We start from the raw sequence: 21,408 nt of genomic DNA on the forward strand, positions 1-21,408 counted from the left end.
ATTTTTTATGTATTTAATTTAAGTTAAGCTCATAGGCCGGGACTGGCCTGCTGAATAAATATCCCTGACCTGTGGGGCACTCAAAGTTTTTCAGTTTTTGTAATTGATTTTCTGTCTCTATACCTTCAGCTATAACATCATAGTTAAACTTTTTTGCTAGGTAGAGAATGGATTTTATTATTACCTCATCTTCTTTACTTTTTTCCACTTTATCTATAAAGCTTCTGTCTAGCTTAATTTGATCGATGGGGAGTTTTTTTAGGTAGTTCATAGATGAGTATCCCGTTCCAAAGTCATCTAAAGCAATTTTTACGCCGAGTTCCTTTAGGGAGTTGAGTCTTTCTATTACTTCCTCTAAGTTAGATATTATTGCAGTTTCCGTGATTTCAAAGGTTATCTGATCTAACCTTACATCATAGGAGCTCAATAATTCTTTTAGGCTGAAGATCTGCAAATCACTATTTAAAGTGGTGGTAGAAAGGTTTATAGATACCTTCAAATCTACTCCCTGCTGCTCCCACTTTTTCTTTTGATTAAGCGCTTCACTAACTACCCACTTTTCAATATCGCGAATTTGGCCTGTTTTTTCTGCAAGGGGAATAAACTCGCCTGGAGATACAAATCCGTCAGTGGGGTGTATCCACCTTACCAAAGCCTCCACGCCAGTAATACGTTTGCCCGTTAAAGATACCTGAGGTTGATAATACAGAGAAAATTGATCCTTTTCAATGGCGTGTTGAATTCGACTTGCCTTTTTTACGTAATCTATGTTTTTCTCCTCTGTTTTTTCGGTATATAGAAGTCCTTTGTCTCTACCTGTCTCTTTTGCATAGTACATCGCTATCTCTGCATTTCTTAGCAAATCTTCGGAGGTTAGGCAATCATCGGGATACAATGCTCCTCCCATGCTTACCGAAACAAAGAAGTCATAGTTGTTTACTTCCCACCTTTTTCTTACTAGGTCCTTAATTGCTCTAGCTTCTTTTACTAAATCCTCTTTACTTTGCACGTCTTGGATTAAGATAGCAAACTCATCTCCGTCTAAGCTTGCTAAAATATCAGGAGATTTTACAGCCTTACTCAATTCATTTGCTATACTTTGTAAAAATATGTTTCCAAAGTTATACCCTAGGCTATCATTAATATATTTAAAATTATCAATATCTAGGTGTAAAAGAGCTAGTCTGCCACTTTTTTTAGTGGATTTATCTATGATTTGCTTAAGCATTGCTCTGTTTGGTAACCCAGTTAACTGATCATGGTAAGCAAGATGCTTTAATGCTTGTTCTGATTTTTTTCGATTAGTTAAATCAGTTCCGATAAAGACGTACTCAGTTTCCCTTCCTTGGATTACACTGGTATTCCAAAGGACATCTAGTACCTGTCCATGCTTTGTTAAGTTTTGGGTTTCAAAATCCTTTAACTCTTTGCCCTGCTTTAGCCTTTCAAAAATCTCGTTTATGTATTTTTTATTTCCCTCCGGAATAATATAATCAACCCATTTTTTATCCATTAATTCACTTTCCTTGTATCCAAAGGTCTTTTCTCCAAAAGGATTGAGCTTTTTAAGGTTTCCATGTTCATCACCTATGACGATGATAACCTGAGCTCTTTCAAAGATATTGTCATTTAAGTCAGTTTGGTATTTAACCTCTTCCTGATATGAAGACAATTGTTTATAGGTTTTGTGAAACTCTTTAAAGGCCACATGCGCTTTTTGCGACGCATCTTTATAAAGCGCCACTCTTCTTTTTACTAAAAAGTAAACAACTATGGTGGTTAACGCCATATATACCCATGTTTTGTACTGCAAAAGATAATATATGGTCGAATTTCAACATAGTTATCCACTATAAATTCCGTTATAAAAACCCATGTAAAACTTAACAGTAAGAAAATTAAAGATATATTGAGTGCTTCTATTTTGGGATTTATTTTGTAGGGGTTTTTAATGTAGTAGTTGTTGTCACCAAAAAACTTAAACTTTTTCATCATCTACACCTCTAAGCTTATAATATCATGCATTTTGTATTATAAACTAAGCACTAAGTATAATCAATTAAATTTTTCAAAAATTTCTACTCATATACCCATTTAGCTTTATAGCCTTTTCTCCCAGCCTTTGTAAGCGACGGGGACTTTAGTCATATTTAGTAATCATAGCATAAAATCAAAGAAATATGTCAGATAAGAAAGTAGGCGTATCGTTATTTTCTTAAATGTTGGGACACTTTTTTTATCAGCCACTTCGCTTGATGCGTATGAATAATCTTCTTTTAATAGCAAGCTATTTTCTATATAAGACTCTATTTCGTCCTCTAGCTGAGCGGCAAATTGATAGCTGTCAATCACTAACATAGTTTCTGTACTCAAAAAAGCACTCCTAGAATCTAAGTTAAAGGACCCCACTAAGCTTATCCTTTCATCAAAAATATAAGATTTTGCATGAACTGTTTCCTGATCTTGGTACTCAAAAACATCAGCACCCGCATCTACAATATCCCTTCTATTCCTGATATGTCCCGACATAGCAAAGTAATTAGAGCTAGTACCTATAGAGTTTGTTAAAACTTTAGTATCTGCCTCAACATTTGCTAGGTTTAGGTATTCTTTCATAGAAGATGTAGGTATCAGATATGGACTTTGGATAATGATTGACCTTTCGGCAATTTCCATAAGCTTTGTTATATCCATCCAGACCCGCGGTTCTTTATTAAATCTTGTGATGGAGTTGTGTATTAAGGTAATCTTTTTGGTGGGATGAGATTCTTCTAGCCAGTCAAATTCTTGTTCAAATCTATGGGGGTACTTACTTTTTTGTTCAGCTAAAAAAGATCGCAGTTCTTCTCTTTTCTTATCTGCATTTCGCTGCTGCCTATTTGTTAAAGAAGAAACTGATATATCTGTGTATTCATGTTCCCAAAGAAGATTAAAATATTCAATGACATCATAAACAACACTGCCCGATGTGTCAGCGTTGTCTGTTTTAATCACCAAAACATCTCTATCATTTGAAGCTAAACCATCATACTGTGCAGGATCTAAGACAAAGTATTTGTCTCCTATATTCCTGCCACCTAGCAAGACTTTTTGTCTGTCTACGACGATAAATTTATCATGGAGGCGGTTGTTAAAAGTCCATGGCTTTGCAAGATTTAGTGGTTCATATAGTCTAAGCTCAATGTTGGGGTGCTGATAGAAAGTGTATATCACATCTTTAAGGTCACCCCTAAGGTTGTGAAATAGACCATCTAATAAAATCCTAACCTCCACTCCTCTATCAGCTGCTTCGATAATGCTAGCTAAAAATATATCTAAAGAAGTCCCTTCATGTAGTGTATAGTAAGAGATATCTAGGGATTTTTCGGCATTTGATATTAGATCTAGTCTAGTAAGACCAGACTGATACCTGTCCTCAACCAGCACCACTCTATCCGGCCCCTCTTTTTGACCATAAAATCTTTCTACGCTTTGTTCTTTTTGATATCCGTTATCATCTGTTGCTATAAATGCAAAAAGCAAAACTCCGGTTATAAAGGCGTACGCTATATAGACCACTACCATCATAAGCATAAGTTTTAATCCATTTTTAAAAAGGTTTATTTTAGACACCTCTCTTCTTAGCTAGTTTTTGCTATTTTTAATGTATTCTTTTTAACTCTTTTTAATCCTCTAATCCTACTAATATTTTTAAAATCAGATAGTTGAAATTACGAGAATAATATTTTATAATAAAAATATACCCCTATAGGGTATAAGTTAAATAATTTAATATGCAAAGTGAGAAACTAAAAACATCAATCTTTGCCAAGTAAAAAAGGAGGTTTTGATTTGATTAAATTTACTGATGCTGCAATTAAGTACCTTGAGAAGATTATAGAAGAACAAAATGTCAATTTAGACAACAGCTATGTTAGACTTTATATGGCTGCTGGTTGAGGTGGCCCTCAGCTTCAACTGGCTCTGGAAGAGTCAGCCAACTCTAATGACCAAAAGTTTGAGGAAAATGGTATAAGGTTTCTGATTAGCGAAAACCAAAGACATCATTTTCAAGACACAAAGCTTGATTTTGTTAAAGGAATTTTCGGTGGAGGAAAACTAAAATTATTACGTGTATAAAGATAGGCCAGGGTAAGCTCCCTGGCCTTTTTGTAAGTCTATTTTTCTTCGGTCTCCTCTTTATAGTCTTTTATCTTTTCAAATATTGTGGAGATGATCTGAGCATAGTCACCTCTGCCTTTAAACCCGGAGAAATACTGGTCCCCCCACAAGTTTTCTATAACAGCTTCTTTTGTAGCTTCTTTTATGATGTCTATAGCACTGTGCGACGTTAGACAGTGGTTTGATTTTACAAGCCTTAGGTGTATCCAATCACTTGCTTTATATACAACTAGAGCAATGTCTGCCCCTAGCTCTAAAAACATCATTGCAGTGTAGTAAAGAAAGTTCTTTTCTGTATTGCTAAATATGAGAAGAACATCATCAAAATCATGAAGCTTTGCCGATGTGGCAGCTATAAGCTTTTGTTTTCTTTCTAACTTTCCGCTTACCCGAAAGGTATTTAACACTGTGCTATATCCTATGTTACCATCTTGCAAAATACTTCCAAGGTCTGATATGGCGTTGTTCGAGGCTTTGGTTAGCTGAACTGTATCTCCTAATATTCCAGCCGCTAGACTTAGAGCTACTGCAGGGGTTATAGGTTTTTCCAAATGCTTATACAAAGCGTAGACAAGTTGGCATGTAGCGTCTACTTCTTCATGTATATAACTCATTGCTTTTTCCTTTAGTGTGTTTGTTGGATGATGGTCTATCAGTAGAAAGTTATCTAAAGAGATATTAGGAAGCTGCTGTCCATCAGCTGTATCAACAACAATGGTCAAATCATACTTTGCAGGGTCGGGGTTTACAATTACTTTTGCAGCTAGCTTTTTTATAAGCTCGATAGCATGCTCAGATATTTTCTGCGGCACAGCTAAAGTACCACCTAAAAGCTCTGTCAGTGCAAAGCCTGCACCTATTGCATCATTGTCTGCATCATCATGACAAAGTATTAAAATATCTTTTTCTTCGTATTTTTGCAAGAAATTAATGAAATTGTCCATGGAATTCATTCTTTATATCACCTGTCTTTACTAATATCACTAGCCCTATAGCAATACAGTGCATTTTATTTCACTAGCTTAAATATATTTAAGCTCTCTTTGTAGCTCAACGCCAAACTTGTCTTTAACTGTTCTTTGGATATGTGCAACTAAATCCTTAACATCCTGGCTAGTGGCAGCCCCTTTGTTGACTATAAACCCACAATGTTTTTCAGAGACTTGGGCTCCACCAATGGAAAATCCTCTCAACCCGCAGTCCTGTATAAGTTTTCCTGCATAATAACCTTCCGGTCTCTTAAATACAGAACCAGCTGATGGCATATTAAGTGGCTGCTTTGATTTTCTTTTTTCTGATAGTTCATCAATTTTTGCCTTTATTATCTCTTTATTACCTTTTTCTAGCCCTATAGTTGCTTCTAAAATAACAGTGCCATCTTTTTGAAAAGTGCTGCTTCTGTAACCAAATTCCATATCATCTTTTAGATATGTTTTTATTTTCCCGTCTACTATGCCAGTTACTTCACAAACAACATCTCCCATTTGTCCCTCATATGCACCGGCGTTCATAAATACTCCTCCACCAACACTTCCCGGAATTCCCACAGCAAATTCTAACCCTGCAAGGCTATGTTCCATAGCTAGGAGACTTATAGACTCCAATGTGGCCCCACTCTGTGCTTTTACTTTAATTTCATCAATCACTTCGCTTTTGGTAAATTTTTCTCCTAGATAAATAACAACACCTCTAAGCCCTTTATCATCTATAAGTAGATTAGAACCCTTGCCTAGTACATAATAAGGAAGCTCTTGTTCTGCTGCCACATCTAGAGCCCAGCTAATCTGCTCTACTTTAGACGGGATTACAAAAAATTCTGCCGGCCCACCAATTTCAAAGGTTGTATAAGGTGCTAAGATATGTTCTGTCTTAACATTCTCCGTTGGTATTTTTCGGGTTAGCTGTTCTACAATTTTATCCATTTAAATCACCTCTAAGTTAATTAGGTCACTCATTCTTAATACTTCAATATATTATTATACCTAAAAAAAGGTTAAAACCAAAATTTTTCAGCTAAATCTTAAAAAAAAGCGCTACTAAGTGTAGCGCTTTTTAAAATATTATCCTCTTGTATTGTGCCAAACCTTAACCATCCCAAAACCACAATCGTTTTTATTTCCAAAACCAGCATGATAGCCGATTTCTATCAGCTCTTTGCTTCCTTTTACCTTAAAAGGTATCATATAACCCATAATCTTTTTACCGTCATAATTAATCAAACGACTAGGCCTGCTTTTTTTCTGCATATATTTAGAGTCAAAATAAAATGAAAGGTTTTCATCCTTAGGGAAGCTTTTATTAATAATGTAGTACTTTCTAATAAGATCTTGACGTAAATTCTCACCAAAAAATTCCCCATCTATACTGGAGTATTGTTCTTTTCCCCCACCTGCAGCATGGGCTATGGTGATAGGGGACATACAGGTAAAGTCCATCTCATCGTAAAAATACGGATGCTCAAGTAGCCTCGCTTGGGTAAACTCAAGCAAAGTATCGCCAAGATACACATAGCCACAGATTGTTAATCCCTTTACAATAGTTTCTAGAAAACTATGGTCCGGTGATGATATATACCATTGAATCTGCTCTGAACCAGAGATCATTTTACCGCCTGAAATGGAATAGTCCTTTAGATAAAGTTGAGAAAACGTGTGCAAACTTTGTGGTTTTTGCTCATCACTAGAAAATGCTACCTTTTCCGTAGATTCAGCTATTATATTTGAGAGATGATGATTATAATTAAAGTTTATAGCTGTCCCCTTACTACATCGAAAATTAACTTCCAAACGCATATTAAACTCCCCCAATTAAAAAATATACTTAGAGAAAAAAATCACTAGCTCTAGTAAAAAAATCAATTTCATAAAATACGATTTAAATCTCACTTATATATTAGCAAGGTTTTAGGCAGATGTAAACAGTAATTTGCATAGTATTTTTTAGAAGTTTTATAATAATATGTACAACTAAACAGGTATTTGAACATTTGCTCAGATTTTATCACGTAAGCTAAGTGACAATAACACTAAAAAGGTGCTGCCTATTTACTTTTAAGGCCAGCACCTTTTTATACAACTATAAAATCTTGTTTGCCCCTAAAGCTTGTTTAGCTTTGTCTAAATCATCAGGGTTTACCATAATTACAGGTCCTGCACAACCCATACCGGATTCTGCATAAATACCTTCCTTCCAAAGAACTTGAACTCCATCATCAAGTTGAAGAATGTCTATGCCTGTAATTTCTTCAGTTACTGTTTTCTTAGGTGGCGCAGTAACCTCTTCAGTTTTTTGCGAAGGCTTTGCTAGGTCTGCTAGTATTTCTTTTAAACCAGCCTTATCTCCCTGCTTAAACTGTTTTTTAGCAGTAGCAGGCAGGTCTCCTGCTACCATCTCGTATGTGTACTGAAGAGCGCCACTAACTACAGGAGCGCCAGAAGCTCTTGAAATAATTGATATTATATTCTCCATATTTCTTCCTATGCCAGGACCATAGCCCCAACCAACGGTTTCCTTCTGGCCACCAGTATTTGAAGCGGTAAAGAGTTTCATCAGGATATTCCCTGTTAAGGTATCACATACAACTACATCACAGCTACCTGCTAAAATATCGTTTCCTCGAAGAACCGAGCCTCCATCTTTACGCACACTTTCTCCCATACTAAATTCAAGTCCGTTATCTTTAAGTGTGTTTAATGCTTTTTCTACCTGACGTGCCCCTTCTACGTTGAGTACCCCTACAGTAGGGCTCTTTATGCCGCCACTTTTAGCAGCAGAAATACCCAAAATAGCATTTAAGATCATAGCTTCTACTCTTTGCGCAGCAGAGGTGCCTGTAGTTGTTGCTATATACATCTCTTTACCGGAGCCAATAGCATTGACTTTTCCTACGGTAGATGTCCCTAGAGGGAAGTTATAATGAAGTGTAACTGCTCCTTGGACTTTCTTTTCCTTAAGGAGCTTCTCCAAATAGCTATGAGCTTCTTTTTCACAATCAGTATTATATTGCTCAAAAGGAGCATCCGTCTTAGGGCCTATAATAACTACGTCTAAAAGTGGGTTTTTTGAGCAAGCCATTAGCGCACCTTGCACTAACTCCTCCGCCAAAAGCTCACTCCCAATTGTTGTTAATGCCACTTTGATTTTATGGGCAGTATTCTTACCTTCTAAGGCATCCGCCATTTTTTTAAGGGCATTTGATACTTGTTTTTCATGGGTCATATTAGCACCCCCTAATTTTCGAATTTCTCTGCTACTTCTCGTAGAGCCTTTGCAAGAAGTTCTTTTGTTTTGCCTGTATCTGCTTCGGTTTCAGCAGCTCCTGTATTTTTATCGATTACAAACGATACACCGTCAAATTGGTTTGTCATTCGAGCTAGGAACAAGCTACCCTTACCGATAATCATAGCTTTTTCAATCTCGCCATTTAGGATAGCGGAAACACCATGGCCGATATAGGGAACTCCAGAAGGAATATGACCTTGTGTCGGAGCAAATCCTGGCATTCCATGCTTTTCTACAAAGGCAGGAATATCTTTGCGTTCTATATCCCCTCTTTTAACTCCTAAAGCGGCAATCATTTTGTAGTTTGCTGTTGGAACATCCCCAGCTCCTGCTGGAACTGTTATCTCAGGGTTTTGCATCTCCACAGAGTATTTATCTATTTGATCGATACCCATATTTGCTCCATCTAAGGGATCAGTTACTATACCCTTAATAACTGCCTGAGGGGAAGACCCGGCGCCGATGGTGTGTCTTCCAACTATATCTGTACGAATAACTGGATTTACCCCATCATTTTCACTAATCATCACAGCAAAGCTACCAAGTACGTCCTCTAATATTGGTAGTTCTTTTTGCATGTGGTCTTTTCCATTCATGCCAAGTTTTGCTGTTGCACCACCAGCTACTACTGCTACATTTTTAAATACTCCTGCTTTAACTAAAGCTGCTGCATTAAGTAGGGCGTGAGCAGGTGCTGCACAAAAGCCTCTCACGTCAGAACCGGTTGCGTTTTTACATCCAGCTATCTCTCCTATAGCTTTTGCAAAGTTTCCGCCACCTCTTTGGTTCATATCTCCACAAGCTTCTTCTGACGCTTCAATAATATAATCCACTTCTTCTAAATCAACATCGCTATTTTTTCCTAATTGTAAAAGAGCTAAAACTGCTGATGCTTTAGCCGCTATATTTTCTAAGATTATGTGAGAGGTTAGGTTTTTATCCGTTTCATGTCCTCTTTTAACACAGCCTACCAGTTCATCTTTCATATAAAGTGGTTCAGCGCCATTTTCTAAAACCTTTTCTAGGCTTTCTTTGTCCCAGCCCTTATCAAGTTTTGCTAGGTCTATCTTTGAGATTGTAGGGTGCTGAGCTAGTTTTTCCTTTGCCTTTGCAGCAAATCCTTCTTCAAGTACTACTAGTTCAAAGGTATCGCATATAGCCATTAGTCCATAAAACTCATCTTCTGGCATTACTTCACCAAATTTGGCATAGCGAGATGCTTCATTCATCTGGTTTTGGTGCCAAGGCTTCTCAAGTTTTGAAAGATCTTCTGGGCTGATGCCACCAATATAAGCTTGGTTTGGTGGGTAAGCAACCACTTCGTCAAACTTTCTCAATTTGTTCGGTAGTTCTTTTAAATATTCGCTATTAGCATTTTTGTTTCTTTCTTCGGTTTGTGTAGTTCCTTGATGTATTAGTAGGTTTGGCGTATGAACTAACGAATACGCAGTTGATTTTATTACAGGAAAGGTCATTTAGTACACCTCCAGGTTACAAAAAGGGTAATGATCAAATAATCACTACCCTTTTATTGATTTAATCTTCAAATACTGTTTGCCCATCTACTTCGGTGGTCAAAGCAGAAAGGGACTTTTTAACTATTCTTTCTCTTATTTCTTTCTCATCCTTTTTAGATGCTTCAGGATCTCCTAAAGGATAAGGGATAGCAATAGCTGGTACAATTCTATTTGCTCCAACTGTCATAGAAATTGGCACTACTGTACAAATATGAACAACCGGCATGCCAGCTGATTCTATTTCTTTAACCATCGTTGCACCGCAACGAGTACAGGTGCCTCAGGTGGAAGTTAATATAACACCGTCAACTCCGTCTTCCACTAGCTGCTTTGCGATGTCAGCAGCATAAGCTTTTGAGTTTGCAACAGAAGTACCGTTACCTGTTGTACTATAGAAGTAAGGATGGATAGAACCTATTTCACCATGCTCTTCCATTTCTCTTAGTACGTCAACAGGAAGGACTCTATCGGAGTCTTCGTTAGCATAAGTTGGGTCATAGCCACCGTGGGCTGTTTCATAAGTCTCTTCTGTTAAATCTTTTACCCCTTCAATGCTATACTTTCCGTATTTAGAGGCAGAAGATGACTCAATTCTATCTGGGTTATTTTTAGGCACAATTCCCCCAGAAGTAACTAGCGCTATTTTAGCGTTTTTAAGATCTTTTATAGCTGGTTGTGGCTCAACTCTATCAAAATCTGGCATCGGATACTCTGTGGTAAATTCCTCACCTTTTAGTTTAGAGATAAGCATATCTACCGCTCTTTCGGAACCACGCTTTTGGGCAAAGTAGTTCTTTCTAATTCCTCTTGGGTAGTAGTTATCTTCTTTAGAATCTACCTCTTTACCTTCAGCTATTTTTTTTGCGATGTTTACCATATCTTTAACAGCTACGCCCATACCTCTAGCAGAGTTTTTGGTTTTTACGATATACCCAAATTTAGAGTACATTTCTACGCCTGGATTTTCTTCGTACATGCCACCAACTACTGGCACACCAAGTTTTTCAAAAACTGCCTGAGCAACAGCTCCACAAGCCACTCCATAACGACCTGCATTAAAAGCGGGACCACAGATAACCATATCAGGCTTATGTTTTTCAATCAATTCAATTACTTCTTGGGAGCTTTTTTCGATATCTGCATTAAAGTAGGTGTCTCCACAAATTACTGTAGCTACAATCTCACCTACGTCCTGCAGCTGGCCAGATAAAGCCATGCCTGGCCCTACTACTCCTTCTTTATCCATAGGTGCCACATCGGCTTTTTCTTCACCACCGATTTGTCCAAAAAACTGGTTAAGGTAGTGAACTATCCTAATTTTAGCCATGGACTCCCCTCCTTTTTTAAGTTTTCTTCTTTAAAGAGAGTAATTACTTAGAGCCTTGCTCTCTAAATGTTTTTACTTCATCTGCTATTTCATCAACTTCTAGTACCATTTCCATCATACTGATTTGCTCATCATATACGCCTTCATCAGCTAAAGACTTAATTTCATCTTCAAAGATGTGATATACTTTGAGTCCTAACTGGACTCCTGCCAATGGACCTGCAAAGGTAGGGTCTCCAACAGTAACGGTTTCAGCTGCTAAACCAGAAGCTTCAGCTTCTGCTCCACCTAGAACTACTACTAGGTTTTCAGCACCATGCTTTTCCGCTAACTCTTTAATTCTACCTTGATTTTCTAAGTCCATTGCTCCTGCGGCAGTTCAGACAAAACACTCTGTAGTTGTAAATACAACTTCACCGCCGAAAGACTTTATGCACTCTTCGATGGCTGGACCAGGAATGCCATCTCTGTCGCCTAATATTACAAACTTTTTGTCTTTCATTTAGACTACCTCCTTAAGTTTTTGTATTTTAATTTTTATAATCCTTTTGCAGAAAGCTTGTTAAATCCTAATTCGTTAGTAGCTCCTGTGATAGCCTGCAACTCAACGGTTATTGAACCGTCTTTGTTTAAACTACCATCGAAACCACCAGCTATAACGTCTGCTACTTCTTGATAACCAATTACTTTATCCATAGGTGGCAGTGTAATTACTTCATTAGCATTACCACCGGTTACCACAGCATCAGCTAACTTATCAGCATCAGCTAAAGATTGACTTGCTCCATCTCTACCTGCGTACTCATCTGTTACTAAAACGGTTTTAACACCTTTTTTCTCAATTTTAGTACAGTTCATGATAAGGTCTGTATCTGGGTTTCCAAACCCTTCCTCAGAGATTACTGCACCGTCAAGTTTAAGCATTTCTACTAGCTTAGCGGTGTAATTTGAGGAGCGAACTTTGTCTAGTAGTGTTACGTTTTCATTTGTAACAATTACCCCTACAAAGTTGATATCTTTACCATGCCTTTTGTATAAGTCATGGATTACCGGACTATTTAAGTGATGGTAGGTTGTGTTTTTGTCACAAGCTGATACACAGTTACCACTAATAATAGCTCCGTCCATTACTTCTGTAGGCTTTATTATGGTTGGCAGCATTTTCTTAACGTCCACACCATATAGGTAAGTGTCATGAAGCAGACCTTGACTTTGCAGCATATAAACATATGCTACCCTAGGAAGATCTTTATATTTTTCATAACCAGAAATGAAATCTAAAGTTTCGTACTCAACGTACTCAGAAACTTTTTCGTTTTCACCTAATTTCCCTAGATATTCTCCAGCTTTTAAGCCAACGTATCTAACAGCTTCTTCATGCTCGTGCTGCTTAATACCTTCGTTTGGCGTGCAGTCTATTACAATATTGATATTTTTTGAAAATGGTGTATATTCTGCACCTGGACCTGACATGTCAACAATACCTTCTTGGAATCCTACTATCTTACCTGTTGTGACAGCTGTAACTCCTTTTAAAACATGAGTTGTGCCTTCTCCAACAGTTTCAGCTTTTCCAAGTACTCCTGGGAAAATGTTAGCGTCAGACCCCACTTTTACTCTAGGCTCTACTACATCTTTAACTGGTACTATACGAACAGAATCACCTGGCTTAACTATTTGAATATCCATAGACTTTAGGCGATGATCCCCACCGATGTAGTCTAATAGTTCCTCTTTGTTTACAACAAGGGTACCTTCTTTGATTTCTGAATTCTCCCCAAAAATCACGTCGGTAATTTGGATATTTCCAACTTTTAAAGTCATGGACTCACCTCCCTATAGGGTTTCTTTGATCTTACCTTCTAAGTCTTCGATGGTGAAGTCTTTAGAAAGTTCCCAAACTTTTTCTCCACCTTTATAAAGTATTATGGTTGGTAGGCCTAATACTTTTTGAGATATAGCTAATCTTCTGTTTTGAACAATGTTTAGTTTGCCAAATTTGATTTGGTCTCCATACTTTTCAGCTAGCTCGGTTACTTGAGGCATAAGCTCCATGCATGGCTCGCATTTAGGACTCCAATAGTCTACTAACACATAGCCGTCTGCATTTAGAACTTCTTCTTCAAAATTCTTTTTATCAAATTCTAACATGTTTTCACCTCCTTTAAAATTTGTTTAAGCTTTCGCTTACCTTTTCTTTTGTAACATTTTCTTTTAAAGTTAAACTCGGATTTCCATCCTTAAAGATTACTAGAGATGGAACTTCCGAAATTTCATAACGTCGGGAAACTCTCAAGTTTCTATAGGTATCAATTTTTACTAGTTTAAATTTATCTGTATCTATCTCTTTTTCTAGCTCTGCCATTAGATCTAAGCTTTCTTCACTTCCTGGACTCCAAAAATAGACTGCAACTGGCTTTTGTACATCTAACACTTCTTCTTTAAACATTTCCTCTTCAGAGATATACTTTTCTGCAGAGGTGGCTGCAATAGCGCCGTCGGCAGCAGCTGTAACTACCTGGCGTAAAAACTTCTGCCTTACATCTCCAACTGCATAAATTCCATCTTTAGATGTTTCCATCATTTCATTTGTAATAATGTAACCTCTATCATCTAACTTTATTACATCTTTTAAAAAATCTGTTTTTGGTACGGTTCCTACATAGATAAATACACCATTAGCCTCTAACTCAGAGATTTCTTTTGTTTTTAAGTTTTTAATGTTAACTCCTTCTACGATTCCGTCACCTTTGATTTCTTCTAGCACGCTGTTCCAGACAAATTCTATTTTAGGGTTTTTGAAAGCTCGTTCTGCAATAACTGGTGTTGCATCTAAAATTCCTTCATCGTGTATTACTATAACTGTTACTTTAGCAGCAAACTTTGTTAAAAAGATTGCCTCTTCGATAGCTGAGTCACCATTTCCTACTACCACAACATCTAGGTCTTCATAAAAGTCTGCGTCACAAGTTGCACAGTAAGAAACTCCTTTTCCTCTTAGGGCTCCTTCGCCTTTAACTCCAAGAACTCTTGGCTCAGCTCCAGTAGATACTACGATGGTTTTTGTAAGATATTCCTCGCCTTTTTTGGTTTTAATTCTCTTTACAAAACCTTCATCGATAATATCTTCTACTTGATCTTTTACAAATTCTGTACCAAAGTGCTTTGCATGTTCTTCCATCTTTGACGTTAACTCAGGTCCAGTTGTCTTACCAAAAAATCCTGGGTAGTTTTCCATTTCCTCAGTGGTTGCTGCCTGCCCACCTACTTTACCTTTTTCGATAAGTAGTGTTGAAAGCTTAGAACGAGATCCATAAATTCCTGCAGCTAAACCTCCTGGTCCAGCACCTATAATAGTCATATCATATACTTTTTCCATGTTTAGACCTCCTTGATTTTTTATTTTAAACACCCCTTAAACATTTCAAGGTCGATTAGTTTATAGTCTTCCTCTATTTGGGGAGTTATAAAAACATCTTTATCAAAATCTTTCGCCTTAACTATGGCGTCCTCCAAAACAGTAAGTGAAAAAAAGTCTAGCTTTGCATCGTGCTTACAAACCACTACTGTTTTAAACAAGTTTCGATAAGGCTTAATGCTGCTGGCTAAAGGATGATTTACAAGTTTGTACCCAACATGTATTTTGTCTCTGCTTATTTGCAACACCTTAGGAAGAGATTCTGCCCAAAGTAAGTGCATGTACTCTTTATCACATTCTTTATTAAAAAAATCTTTTACCATATCATTATTTGTTATAATTATTTTTTCCATATTTTTCACCCTTAAATTAAAATAAGACAACAGCACATTTGCCGTTGCCTCTGTCTACTAACCTGAGAGATTTCCCCTTTTCAGGGTTGCTCCGTCGGTGTCCTAAGACTTTCCAGAGTTTGGTCACAACACGGTCCTTTTTACCTGAGAGGTTAAAAGCTTACTGGCGTTGTAAGCTCCTTTGCTCCTTCGGCGCCACCTAAGGTGGACTCTCCCGCATTGGTCATCCCAGCTATTAAATTTTATGCAATAAGATGCACAGCTTTTGTTGGTTTATATTTCTTTGTATATATACTATTCTAGCGAAGTGAAAAAAATCCTTTTCAACTCTTCCATAGTTGTTTATACATGATATAAGATTTTCTTATACTGCCTGAATTCATAGGGGATAAGGGAGTTTTATTTTTTTAAAAAAATAATTAAATTTAAAAGGAGTTTAATTCCTTACCCAATCTATCTGCTTACAGGTCCTGTCTTTGTAGTATACGCATTCCTAGTAGAACTCCCCAAGCCTTACCTTTCTCATCAAAATAGAACTTTATTTTCCGCCCTCTTTTGCTGAGCATTAAAGTATCTTTTGCTGTAGCTATTAAATCATAGCTTTTATCTCCTAATTGACAGACAGGTCTACCATCTTTAGTTTTTATAATTAGCTTCTGTCCTTCTGCAGATTGATAGGTCCCCACTAATGAGTCTATTTCCTTTGCCTTCATTTTATAACGAGTGGGTATGTCAGACTCTTGATTAATAGGTAAGCCTAAAGTTGTGTTAACAGCAGCTTGCCAAATTTTAGCTGCTGAAACGCCACTAACATTTGATAGCACAGCTACGACCACTTTTTCTTCAGGTATAAAAACAAAATTGGAGGATACTCCCGGTTGGCTCCCCCCATGCTCTACTAAAGTAACTCCCTTATAATTTATCCGTTAGTGTAAAATTATTGTAGGATTTAAGCAGGAAAAATACTTTTAAAAAAAGAAGAGGAACCTCAAAATTCTCCACACGAGAATAATCCTAACAAAGGAGTGAGGTTCCTCATGGAAATAATTCGCGTAATAGAAGAAAAAATCCTTCATGTAACTGAAAAAGTTTTAGAAACTCTTGAAGGAGGTATTGACTACAATACTTTTACTAAAGAATTAAAAAAGGAACTAGATGGTCTTGGTGTAGGGATAATGCAAGAAGTAATTGAAGCAATGGATCAACAAATAGTTAAAGATAAAAAAGAACGAAAGGACTGGGTCATAGAAAGAAAAGGCGACTATAAAAGTATACTCACCCCTTTTGGTGAAATGACCTATAAACGAACATACTTTAAAAACAAAGAGACTAAGAAATATTCCTATTTAGCAGATGAAAATGCTGGCATAACAGCACATATGAGAATAGAACCTACTTTAAAATCCGAGTTGCTTGAAGCTACTACAAAGCTTTCGTACGAAAAAGCAACACAGGAACTAAGCCGATATAACTCAGAGTTAAAGTTAAGCAAACAAACAGCTGCTAATACAGTAAGAGACTTTAAGGCAAAAGATTATGAGATCCCTTGTGATAAAAAAGAAGTTCCCACACTTTATATAGAAGCCGATGAAGACCATTTATCAGTACGCTCTAAAAGGGGAGCACAAGCTAGACTAATCTATGTTCATGAAGGCGTAAAAGAAGTTAATGGTAGGCGTATGCTAATAAATCCTAAGTATTTTACCTCTATTGATGAAAAGCCGGAAGACTTTTGGTTTAGAGTCTGCGATTTCATATATTCCCAATACGATGTTAATTGTATCAATGATATTTATATACTAGGCGATGGAGCAAAATGGATACGCTCAGGGCTGGAATACATTCCTAGCTCCACGTTTATCTTAGATAAGTTTCATTTATCTAAATACATCATAATGGCTACAGCTCATGCTCCAAACTTAAAGACAAAGATTTATAAAAACATAAAGAAGCTAGATAGAGAGGCTGTCTTAGAAAACTTAAAAGAAGCACTTGCAAAGGCAGATAGCAAACCAAGGAAAAAGAGAATACAAAAAACTATAACCTATATTAAGAACACTTGGGATGGTATAAAGGCATCAATTGAAAATCCAGAGATAGGGTGCAGTGCCGAAGGGCATGTGAGCCATGTTTTATCATCCCGTTTGAGCAGTCGCCCTATGGCTTGGAGTCTAAATGGGGCAAAAAAAATGGCATCTATGCGAGCTGTGGAGGCAAACAAAGAGCAAGTTAAAGACCACTACCTAGAAACTTATAAGCAAAAAGACAATAAAGTAATTGAATTGACAACTGAAGTTAGGAAACAGTTAAAAGATTTAAAAACGAGAAAAAAGATTGGCAAAGAAAGTTTTAGTAATGTTCCAGTAATGGAATATGGAGTAAACTTAACAAGAGTAGCGCTAAGAGGCCTTAATAATAAAATTAGCATTTAAACTAAAATGTTCTTGGTGAGCCCGGAGGTTACAGTAGTGGCGCCGCAGGGAAGCCTTGGCAGACGGGGGCCCGCCTGTGGTATAATGTCCTATACCGATGGGTTGGAAAAAAATGTAATGTCCTCGGAGCCGCCCATCGGTTTTTAAACAAGAACCACAGGCGGGGTGGATGTCAAGGCCGCCACGGTCTTGTTAAATGTTATATGTATTGTGGAAGTGAGGTTCCTTTTTTTAACCTACAGTGTCTTGACACTATCAATTTATCCTTGATTTTAAAGCGTAGCCATTAGTAAGTGTTATTATCTAACTTATAGACAGGCTGGTACATCTTATGGACCTTGTCCTCTTTTATACTATAACTTTTGTCTATATAAAGCTGTCCATATTTTAATAAGTCCTTGATACAAGAACGAATTCCCCCTCCGACCTCGTAATTTCCAAGCGACGGCCAGAGCTGCTTTTCAAGTTTGTTCTCTTTTTTATTATAATTATAGGGTACGGAAACATTTGTGTATCTTTCTACCTCCTCAATGCTAAAGGTAAAACGGTACATATTCAGAGGATCTAAGATGCATATTTTCCTCTTCCATTAGCTGTTCAGCATATTCTTCAAACGCCTTCCAATCCACATTATCCCCCCCTAGTTAGACTAACCATTATAAACCTATTTCTACACTCGAACCTTTAACACCTTTAATTTTCTGTTAATTTGTGGACTCATAATTGCTGTAATCGTTACCGCATAAAGTGAAACTTTGAAGTTTGGGGGGCTTACAGCCAGTTGACCTGAGATACAAAAAGATTCCAACCATCAAAGTCGATGATCAGAACCGTTTTTTATTTGTTTTGGGCTAGATACGTCCCAGCCTCTTTTGTTTATTTTACTAAAGCTATTGCTTCCATCTCCACTTGGACATCTTTTGGCAAACGGGCAACTTCAACGCAAGAACGAGCAGGCGGATTTTCTGTAAAGTACTGACCGTATATTTCGTTTATTTTTCCAAAATCGTCCATGTTCTTAATAAATACTGTCACCTTAATAACGTTGTCCATTGAGCTGCCAGCAGCCTCAACAACTGCTTTTAGGTTGTCTAGCACTAGCTTTGTTTGCTCTTGCACATCTTGAGTAGGGATTTCCATACTTTGTGGATCTAGAGGAATTTGACCAGAGGTAAAGACCATATCCCCAACCTTATTTGCTTGTGCATAGGGGCCAATGGCTTTTGGTGCTTTTTCTGTTGAAACGATAGTTCTGTTCATTAATGAAACCTCCTTAAATTTTTTGATATAATAGTATTATAGGTTAACCTTTAAATATCCTGCAAAAAAATAAATGAGGTGAATGTTATGTGTGTTTATAAGTTTAATAACGATGGTTTAAATATTTTTGTATCCACAACCGATATAGGCTCTTTTAAGACAGATGCTGCTACAAAGCTTCCTCCTGCAGAAAGCTTTAAAAGGCTACATGAAAAAACCGGTGTACCTTTAGATAGAATTGTGCGCCCGAATTTAGCCAACGATTGCTATCACAAAAAAGTGAACCTAGCAGACGGAGGGCGTGGCGTGCTCACCTCAAAAGAGATAATAAAAGACATAGATGGGCTAATAACTACTGACGTTGGTCTATACTTGGCGATTACAACAGCTGACTGCTATCCCATTGTGTTACATGACTTTCGCAAAAATATCTTGGCTTTAGCCCATGGTGGCTGGAGAGGGGTTGTGGGTAGGCTAGAAGTTAGCCTACTTAAAAGAATGCTAACTTTAGGTGCTAGGCTTGAAGATATTTCTGTAACTTATGTAGCTGGCATCTGCGATAAATGTTATGTGCAACATGATCAATATTTATATGACGTGTTTATCAATAAATACCGTTACCCTTCCAATATTGTTGGTAAAAAAGGTGATTTTTATACTGTTGATATAGCGGCGGCTTCACAGCATAATTTGCGACAGGCAGGTTATCGAGGAAGTTTTAATAACTTAAACTTGTGTAATTTTTGTGACGAAAAACTATTCTCGGTACGCAGAGATGGAAGAAATACCGGTCGTATTATAACTTTAGTCGGTATGGATCAATAGCTACTTTAAGGTATCCATATAGAAATTTAAAAATTCCTTAGCATCGACTTTAAGACAAACGTCTACAGGATGACCTGTGTCACTTTGTACAATCTTACCTCTCTTAACACCCTCTTCTTCAACAACCTCTAAATACATAGGGGTTGTTTTTACTATCTCTTCGGTTATAGCCACTCCCACAGCTAGCGGGTCATGTAAAGCGCATCCTGATAACTTATTTACATCCCTATACTTACCTAAATAAAATCTTGTCATTTCAACTACTGCATCTGCTATTTTATTGTTATAACCTTTAATCTCCTCTAAATTTTCAGCTGTTAGTAGTACCTTTAGCGTTACATCAAGGCCTACTAGCTTTTTATTGCAGCTGCTTGAAAATACAGCGCCTGCAGCCTCAGGGTCGGCATAAATGTTAAACTCAGCTTCTTCAGATACATTTCCCTTCACATTAACAGCTCCGCCCATTATTATGATTTCTGCTATTTTACTTTCTATGTTTGGATATTTATTTAAAAGCTTAGCAATGTTAGTCAAAGGCGCTACAGCAATGATAGTAACTTCATTAGGATATTTATTAATTTGTTCAGCCATAAAAGATATTGCATCCTGAGAAGAGATATTTTCTTCAGTTTCTGACCAACTAAAAAAACCAAGCCCTGTTGGTCCATGAATGTGCTCAGCTGTATGAACTTTCTTTTTTAAAGGCATCGCCGCTCCTGCATAAACTTTGCATTTTGCGTTTAAAATATCTAAGATTTTAGCGGCATTTTTTGTGGTTTTGTCTAAAGATAGGTTGCCTGCTACTGTGGTTACTCCTAAAATATCTAATTTTTCACTTTTAAATGCTAACGCAAGAGCCATTGCATCGTCTATTCCAGGGTCTACATCTAAAATTACTTTTTTCATTTTGTTCCTCCTATTAAAAAATTTCATTTATCCTAGGCAAAGAGCTCTGGGCACCCATTTTTGTTACAGTTTTTGCAGCCACTTTAATGGCAAAGCCTATGGCCTTTTCTATATCTTCACCTCTTGATAGCGCTGCAGCTAGCGCCCCAGAAAAACTATCCCCTGCAGCTGTCGTGTCAACTGTCTCTACTTTTATATTTGCAAATTCAGTTTGCCCATTTTCATTAAATAGTATAGCTCCATCTCTGCCTAAGGTTATAATCACTTGCTTTACTCCTTTATGCAAAAGAAATTCAGCTGCTTTGTTTATACAGTCATGCCCAGAAATTTCTTTCGCTTCCCCTTGATTTGGCTTTATGATGTCTATATATTGATAGATACTTTCTGGAATTGTTAATGCAGGTGCGGGATCTAATATTACTGTGGCTCCAGCACTTTTTGCTATTTTTGCAACATGCTCTACTGTGGGAAGGGGTATTTCAAATTGAAGTAAAACGGTATCTTTAGATGATATTAAGTCGTTGGGTATATCCTTAGGCTCTAACAGACCATTTGCTCCCGGTATTACCACGATAGAATTTTCGCCTACTTCATCTATTGTTATAGCTGCTAAACCAGTCTGATTTTTTTTAAAGCTAATATAGTCGGTGTTTATATTCTCACGTTTTAGATCCTCAAATATTTCAAGCCCATATTGATCGTTACCAACTGCGCCAACCATCGTAACTGAAGCGCCTAGCCTTGCAGCTGCAACAGCTTGGTTTGCTCCTTTGCCACCATTAAACTGGAAATGTGTATCACCTATCACAGTTTCCCCAGGTATAGGATGCCTTTTCGTATTAAAAACTAGATCTTTGTTAATGCTTCCAACTACTATAACTTTTGACACAATTATCATCCCTTCTGCAATGATATAAATATGATTTTC

The 21,408-nt window shown here is 37.2% G+C and carries 19 protein-coding genes and 1 riboswitch; of the genes, 2 read left to right on the top strand and 17 right to left on the bottom strand.

Going from position 1 to position 21,408, the window contains the following annotated elements; genetic code table 11:
* Positions 1-13: 13 nt before the first annotated feature.
* The 14 genes from PRVXH_RS12655 to PRVXH_RS12720 all read right to left on the bottom strand — a co-directional run bounded on the left by PRVXH_RS12655 (position 14) and on the right by PRVXH_RS12720 (position 15,881).
* The gene (locus tag PRVXH_RS12655; protein ID WP_353893117.1) at positions 14-1,789 is read right to left on the bottom strand and encodes an EAL domain-containing protein; all 1,776 of its coding nucleotides are present in this window, start codon (positions 1,787-1,789) and stop codon (positions 14-16) included.
* 368 nt (positions 1,790-2,157) lie between these two features.
* The gene (locus PRVXH_RS12660) at positions 2,158-3,612 is read right to left on the bottom strand and encodes a phosphatidylserine/phosphatidylglycerophosphate/cardiolipin synthase family protein (RefSeq protein ID WP_353893118.1); all 1,455 of its coding nucleotides are present in this window, start codon (positions 3,610-3,612) and stop codon (positions 2,158-2,160) included.
* Positions 3,613-4,157: 545 nt separating this feature from the next.
* Positions 4,158-5,114, bottom strand: coding sequence for a DHH family phosphoesterase (locus tag PRVXH_RS12665; RefSeq protein WP_353893119.1), 957 nt, complete (start codon positions 5,112-5,114; stop codon positions 4,158-4,160).
* A gap of 69 nt (positions 5,115-5,183) precedes the next feature.
* Positions 5,184-6,083, bottom strand: a complete 900-nt coding sequence (murB, locus tag PRVXH_RS12670) for a UDP-N-acetylmuramate dehydrogenase (RefSeq protein ID WP_353893120.1) — start codon at positions 6,081-6,083, stop codon at positions 5,184-5,186.
* Positions 6,084-6,221: 138 nt separating this feature from the next.
* The gene (cas6, locus tag PRVXH_RS12675; protein WP_353893121.1) at positions 6,222-6,953 is read right to left on the bottom strand and encodes a CRISPR-associated endoribonuclease Cas6; all 732 of its coding nucleotides are present in this window, start codon (positions 6,951-6,953) and stop codon (positions 6,222-6,224) included.
* Positions 6,954-7,236: 283 nt separating this feature from the next.
* The gene (gene grdD, locus PRVXH_RS12680; RefSeq protein WP_353893122.1) at positions 7,237-8,379 is read right to left on the bottom strand and encodes a glycine/sarcosine/betaine reductase complex component C subunit alpha; all 1,143 of its coding nucleotides are present in this window, start codon (positions 8,377-8,379) and stop codon (positions 7,237-7,239) included.
* An 11-nt stretch (positions 8,380-8,390) separates the two neighbouring features.
* A complete protein-coding gene (gene grdC / locus PRVXH_RS12685) occupies positions 8,391-9,917 on the bottom strand; it encodes a glycine/sarcosine/betaine reductase complex component C subunit beta (protein ID WP_353893123.1) in 1,527 nt (508 codons plus the stop codon).
* Between the two features lie 61 nt (positions 9,918-9,978).
* On the bottom strand, positions 9,979-11,286 hold the full coding sequence (gene grdB, locus PRVXH_RS12690) for a glycine reductase complex selenoprotein B (protein WP_353893124.1): 1,308 nt from the start codon (positions 11,284-11,286) through the stop codon (positions 9,979-9,981).
* 43 nt (positions 11,287-11,329) lie between these two features.
* Positions 11,330-11,788 carry a glycine/sarcosine/betaine reductase complex selenoprotein A gene (gene grdA, locus PRVXH_RS12695; RefSeq protein ID WP_353893125.1) on the bottom strand — a complete coding sequence of 153 codons (459 nt, stop codon included), beginning with the start codon at positions 11,786-11,788 and terminating at the stop codon, positions 11,330-11,332.
* A gap of 35 nt (positions 11,789-11,823) precedes the next feature.
* Positions 11,824-13,110 carry a glycine/sarcosine/betaine reductase component B subunit gene (locus tag PRVXH_RS12700; protein ID WP_353893126.1) on the bottom strand — a complete coding sequence of 429 codons (1,287 nt, stop codon included), beginning with the start codon at positions 13,108-13,110 and terminating at the stop codon, positions 11,824-11,826.
* A gap of 12 nt (positions 13,111-13,122) precedes the next feature.
* Complete coding sequence (locus PRVXH_RS12705; protein WP_353893127.1) at positions 13,123-13,437, bottom strand: thioredoxin domain-containing protein; 315 nt, start codon at positions 13,435-13,437, stop codon at positions 13,123-13,125.
* Positions 13,438-13,450: 13 nt separating this feature from the next.
* Complete coding sequence (trxB, locus tag PRVXH_RS12710) at positions 13,451-14,665, bottom strand: thioredoxin-disulfide reductase (protein WP_353893128.1); 1,215 nt, start codon at positions 14,663-14,665, stop codon at positions 13,451-13,453.
* A gap of 20 nt (positions 14,666-14,685) precedes the next feature.
* On the bottom strand, positions 14,686-15,057 hold the full coding sequence (locus tag PRVXH_RS12715) for a GrdX family protein (protein ID WP_353893129.1): 372 nt from the start codon (positions 15,055-15,057) through the stop codon (positions 14,686-14,688).
* 121 nt (positions 15,058-15,178) lie between these two features.
* A riboswitch (glycine riboswitch) is annotated at positions 15,179-15,284 on the bottom strand.
* Positions 15,285-15,518: 234 nt separating this feature from the next.
* Positions 15,519-15,881, bottom strand: coding sequence for a hypothetical protein (locus tag PRVXH_RS12720; RefSeq protein ID WP_353893130.1), 363 nt, complete (start codon positions 15,879-15,881; stop codon positions 15,519-15,521).
* A gap of 213 nt (positions 15,882-16,094) precedes the next feature.
* Between PRVXH_RS12720 and PRVXH_RS12725 the strand changes: the two genes are divergently transcribed.
* Positions 16,095-17,489, top strand: coding sequence for an ISLre2 family transposase (locus tag PRVXH_RS12725; protein WP_353892222.1), 1,395 nt, complete (start codon positions 16,095-16,097; stop codon positions 17,487-17,489).
* 876 nt (positions 17,490-18,365) lie between these two features.
* On the opposite strand, the gene PRVXH_RS12730 is transcribed toward PRVXH_RS12725, so the two are convergent.
* A complete protein-coding gene (locus PRVXH_RS12730) occupies positions 18,366-18,749 on the bottom strand; it encodes a RidA family protein (protein WP_353893131.1) in 384 nt (127 codons plus the stop codon).
* Between the two features lie 87 nt (positions 18,750-18,836).
* On the opposite strand from PRVXH_RS12730, the gene PRVXH_RS12735 reads away from it, so the two are divergent.
* A complete protein-coding gene (locus PRVXH_RS12735; RefSeq protein ID WP_353893132.1) occupies positions 18,837-19,574 on the top strand; it encodes a polyphenol oxidase family protein in 738 nt (245 codons plus the stop codon).
* On the opposite strand, the gene PRVXH_RS12740 is transcribed toward PRVXH_RS12735, so the two are convergent.
* Together PRVXH_RS12740 and rbsK are read right to left on the bottom strand one after the other, a co-directional pair.
* On the bottom strand, positions 19,575-20,480 hold the full coding sequence (locus PRVXH_RS12740) for a nucleoside hydrolase (protein ID WP_353893133.1): 906 nt from the start codon (positions 20,478-20,480) through the stop codon (positions 19,575-19,577).
* Positions 20,481-20,493: 13 nt separating this feature from the next.
* A complete protein-coding gene (gene rbsK / locus PRVXH_RS12745; RefSeq protein ID WP_353893134.1) occupies positions 20,494-21,378 on the bottom strand; it encodes a ribokinase in 885 nt (294 codons plus the stop codon).
* Between the last annotated feature and the right edge of the window lie 30 nt (positions 21,379-21,408).

It is taken from the genome of Proteinivorax hydrogeniformans (assembly GCF_040515995.1).
GTDB lineage: Bacteria > Bacillota > Proteinivoracia > Proteinivoracales > Proteinivoracaceae > Proteinivorax > Proteinivorax hydrogeniformans.

Coding starts and splice junctions, on each gene's coding strand:
- PRVXH_RS12655 (WP_353893117.1), bottom strand. CDS start 1,789: ATGGCGTTAACCACCATAGTTGTTTACTTTTTAGTAAAAAGAAGAGTG.
- PRVXH_RS12665 (WP_353893119.1), bottom strand. CDS start 5,114: ATGAATTCCATGGACAATTTCATTAATTTCTTGCAAAAATACGAAGAA.
- murB (WP_353893120.1), bottom strand. CDS start 6,083: ATGGATAAAATTGTAGAACAGCTAACCCGAAAAATACCAACGGAGAAT.
- cas6 (WP_353893121.1), bottom strand. CDS start 6,953: ATGCGTTTGGAAGTTAATTTTCGATGTAGTAAGGGGACAGCTATAAAC.
- grdD (WP_353893122.1), bottom strand. CDS start 8,379: ATGACCCATGAAAAACAAGTATCAAATGCCCTTAAAAAAATGGCGGAT.
- grdC (WP_353893123.1), bottom strand. CDS start 9,917: ATGACCTTTCCTGTAATAAAATCAACTGCGTATTCGTTAGTTCATACG.
- PRVXH_RS12700 (WP_353893126.1), bottom strand. CDS start 13,110: ATGACTTTAAAAGTTGGAAATATCCAAATTACCGACGTGATTTTTGGG.
- PRVXH_RS12705 (WP_353893127.1), bottom strand. CDS start 13,437: ATGTTAGAATTTGATAAAAAGAATTTTGAAGAAGAAGTTCTAAATGCA.
- trxB (WP_353893128.1), bottom strand. CDS start 14,665: ATGGAAAAAGTATATGATATGACTATTATAGGTGCTGGACCAGGAGGT.
- PRVXH_RS12715 (WP_353893129.1), bottom strand. CDS start 15,057: ATGGAAAAAATAATTATAACAAATAATGATATGGTAAAAGATTTTTTT.
- PRVXH_RS12725 (WP_353892222.1), top strand. CDS start 16,095: ATGGAAATAATTCGCGTAATAGAAGAAAAAATCCTTCATGTAACTGAA.
- PRVXH_RS12730 (WP_353893131.1), bottom strand. CDS start 18,749: ATGAACAGAACTATCGTTTCAACAGAAAAAGCACCAAAAGCCATTGGC.
- PRVXH_RS12735 (WP_353893132.1), top strand. CDS start 18,837: ATGTGTGTTTATAAGTTTAATAACGATGGTTTAAATATTTTTGTATCC.
- PRVXH_RS12740 (WP_353893133.1), bottom strand. CDS start 20,480: ATGAAAAAAGTAATTTTAGATGTAGACCCTGGAATAGACGATGCAATG.
- rbsK (WP_353893134.1), bottom strand. CDS start 21,378: ATGATAATTGTGTCAAAAGTTATAGTAGTTGGAAGCATTAACAAAGAT.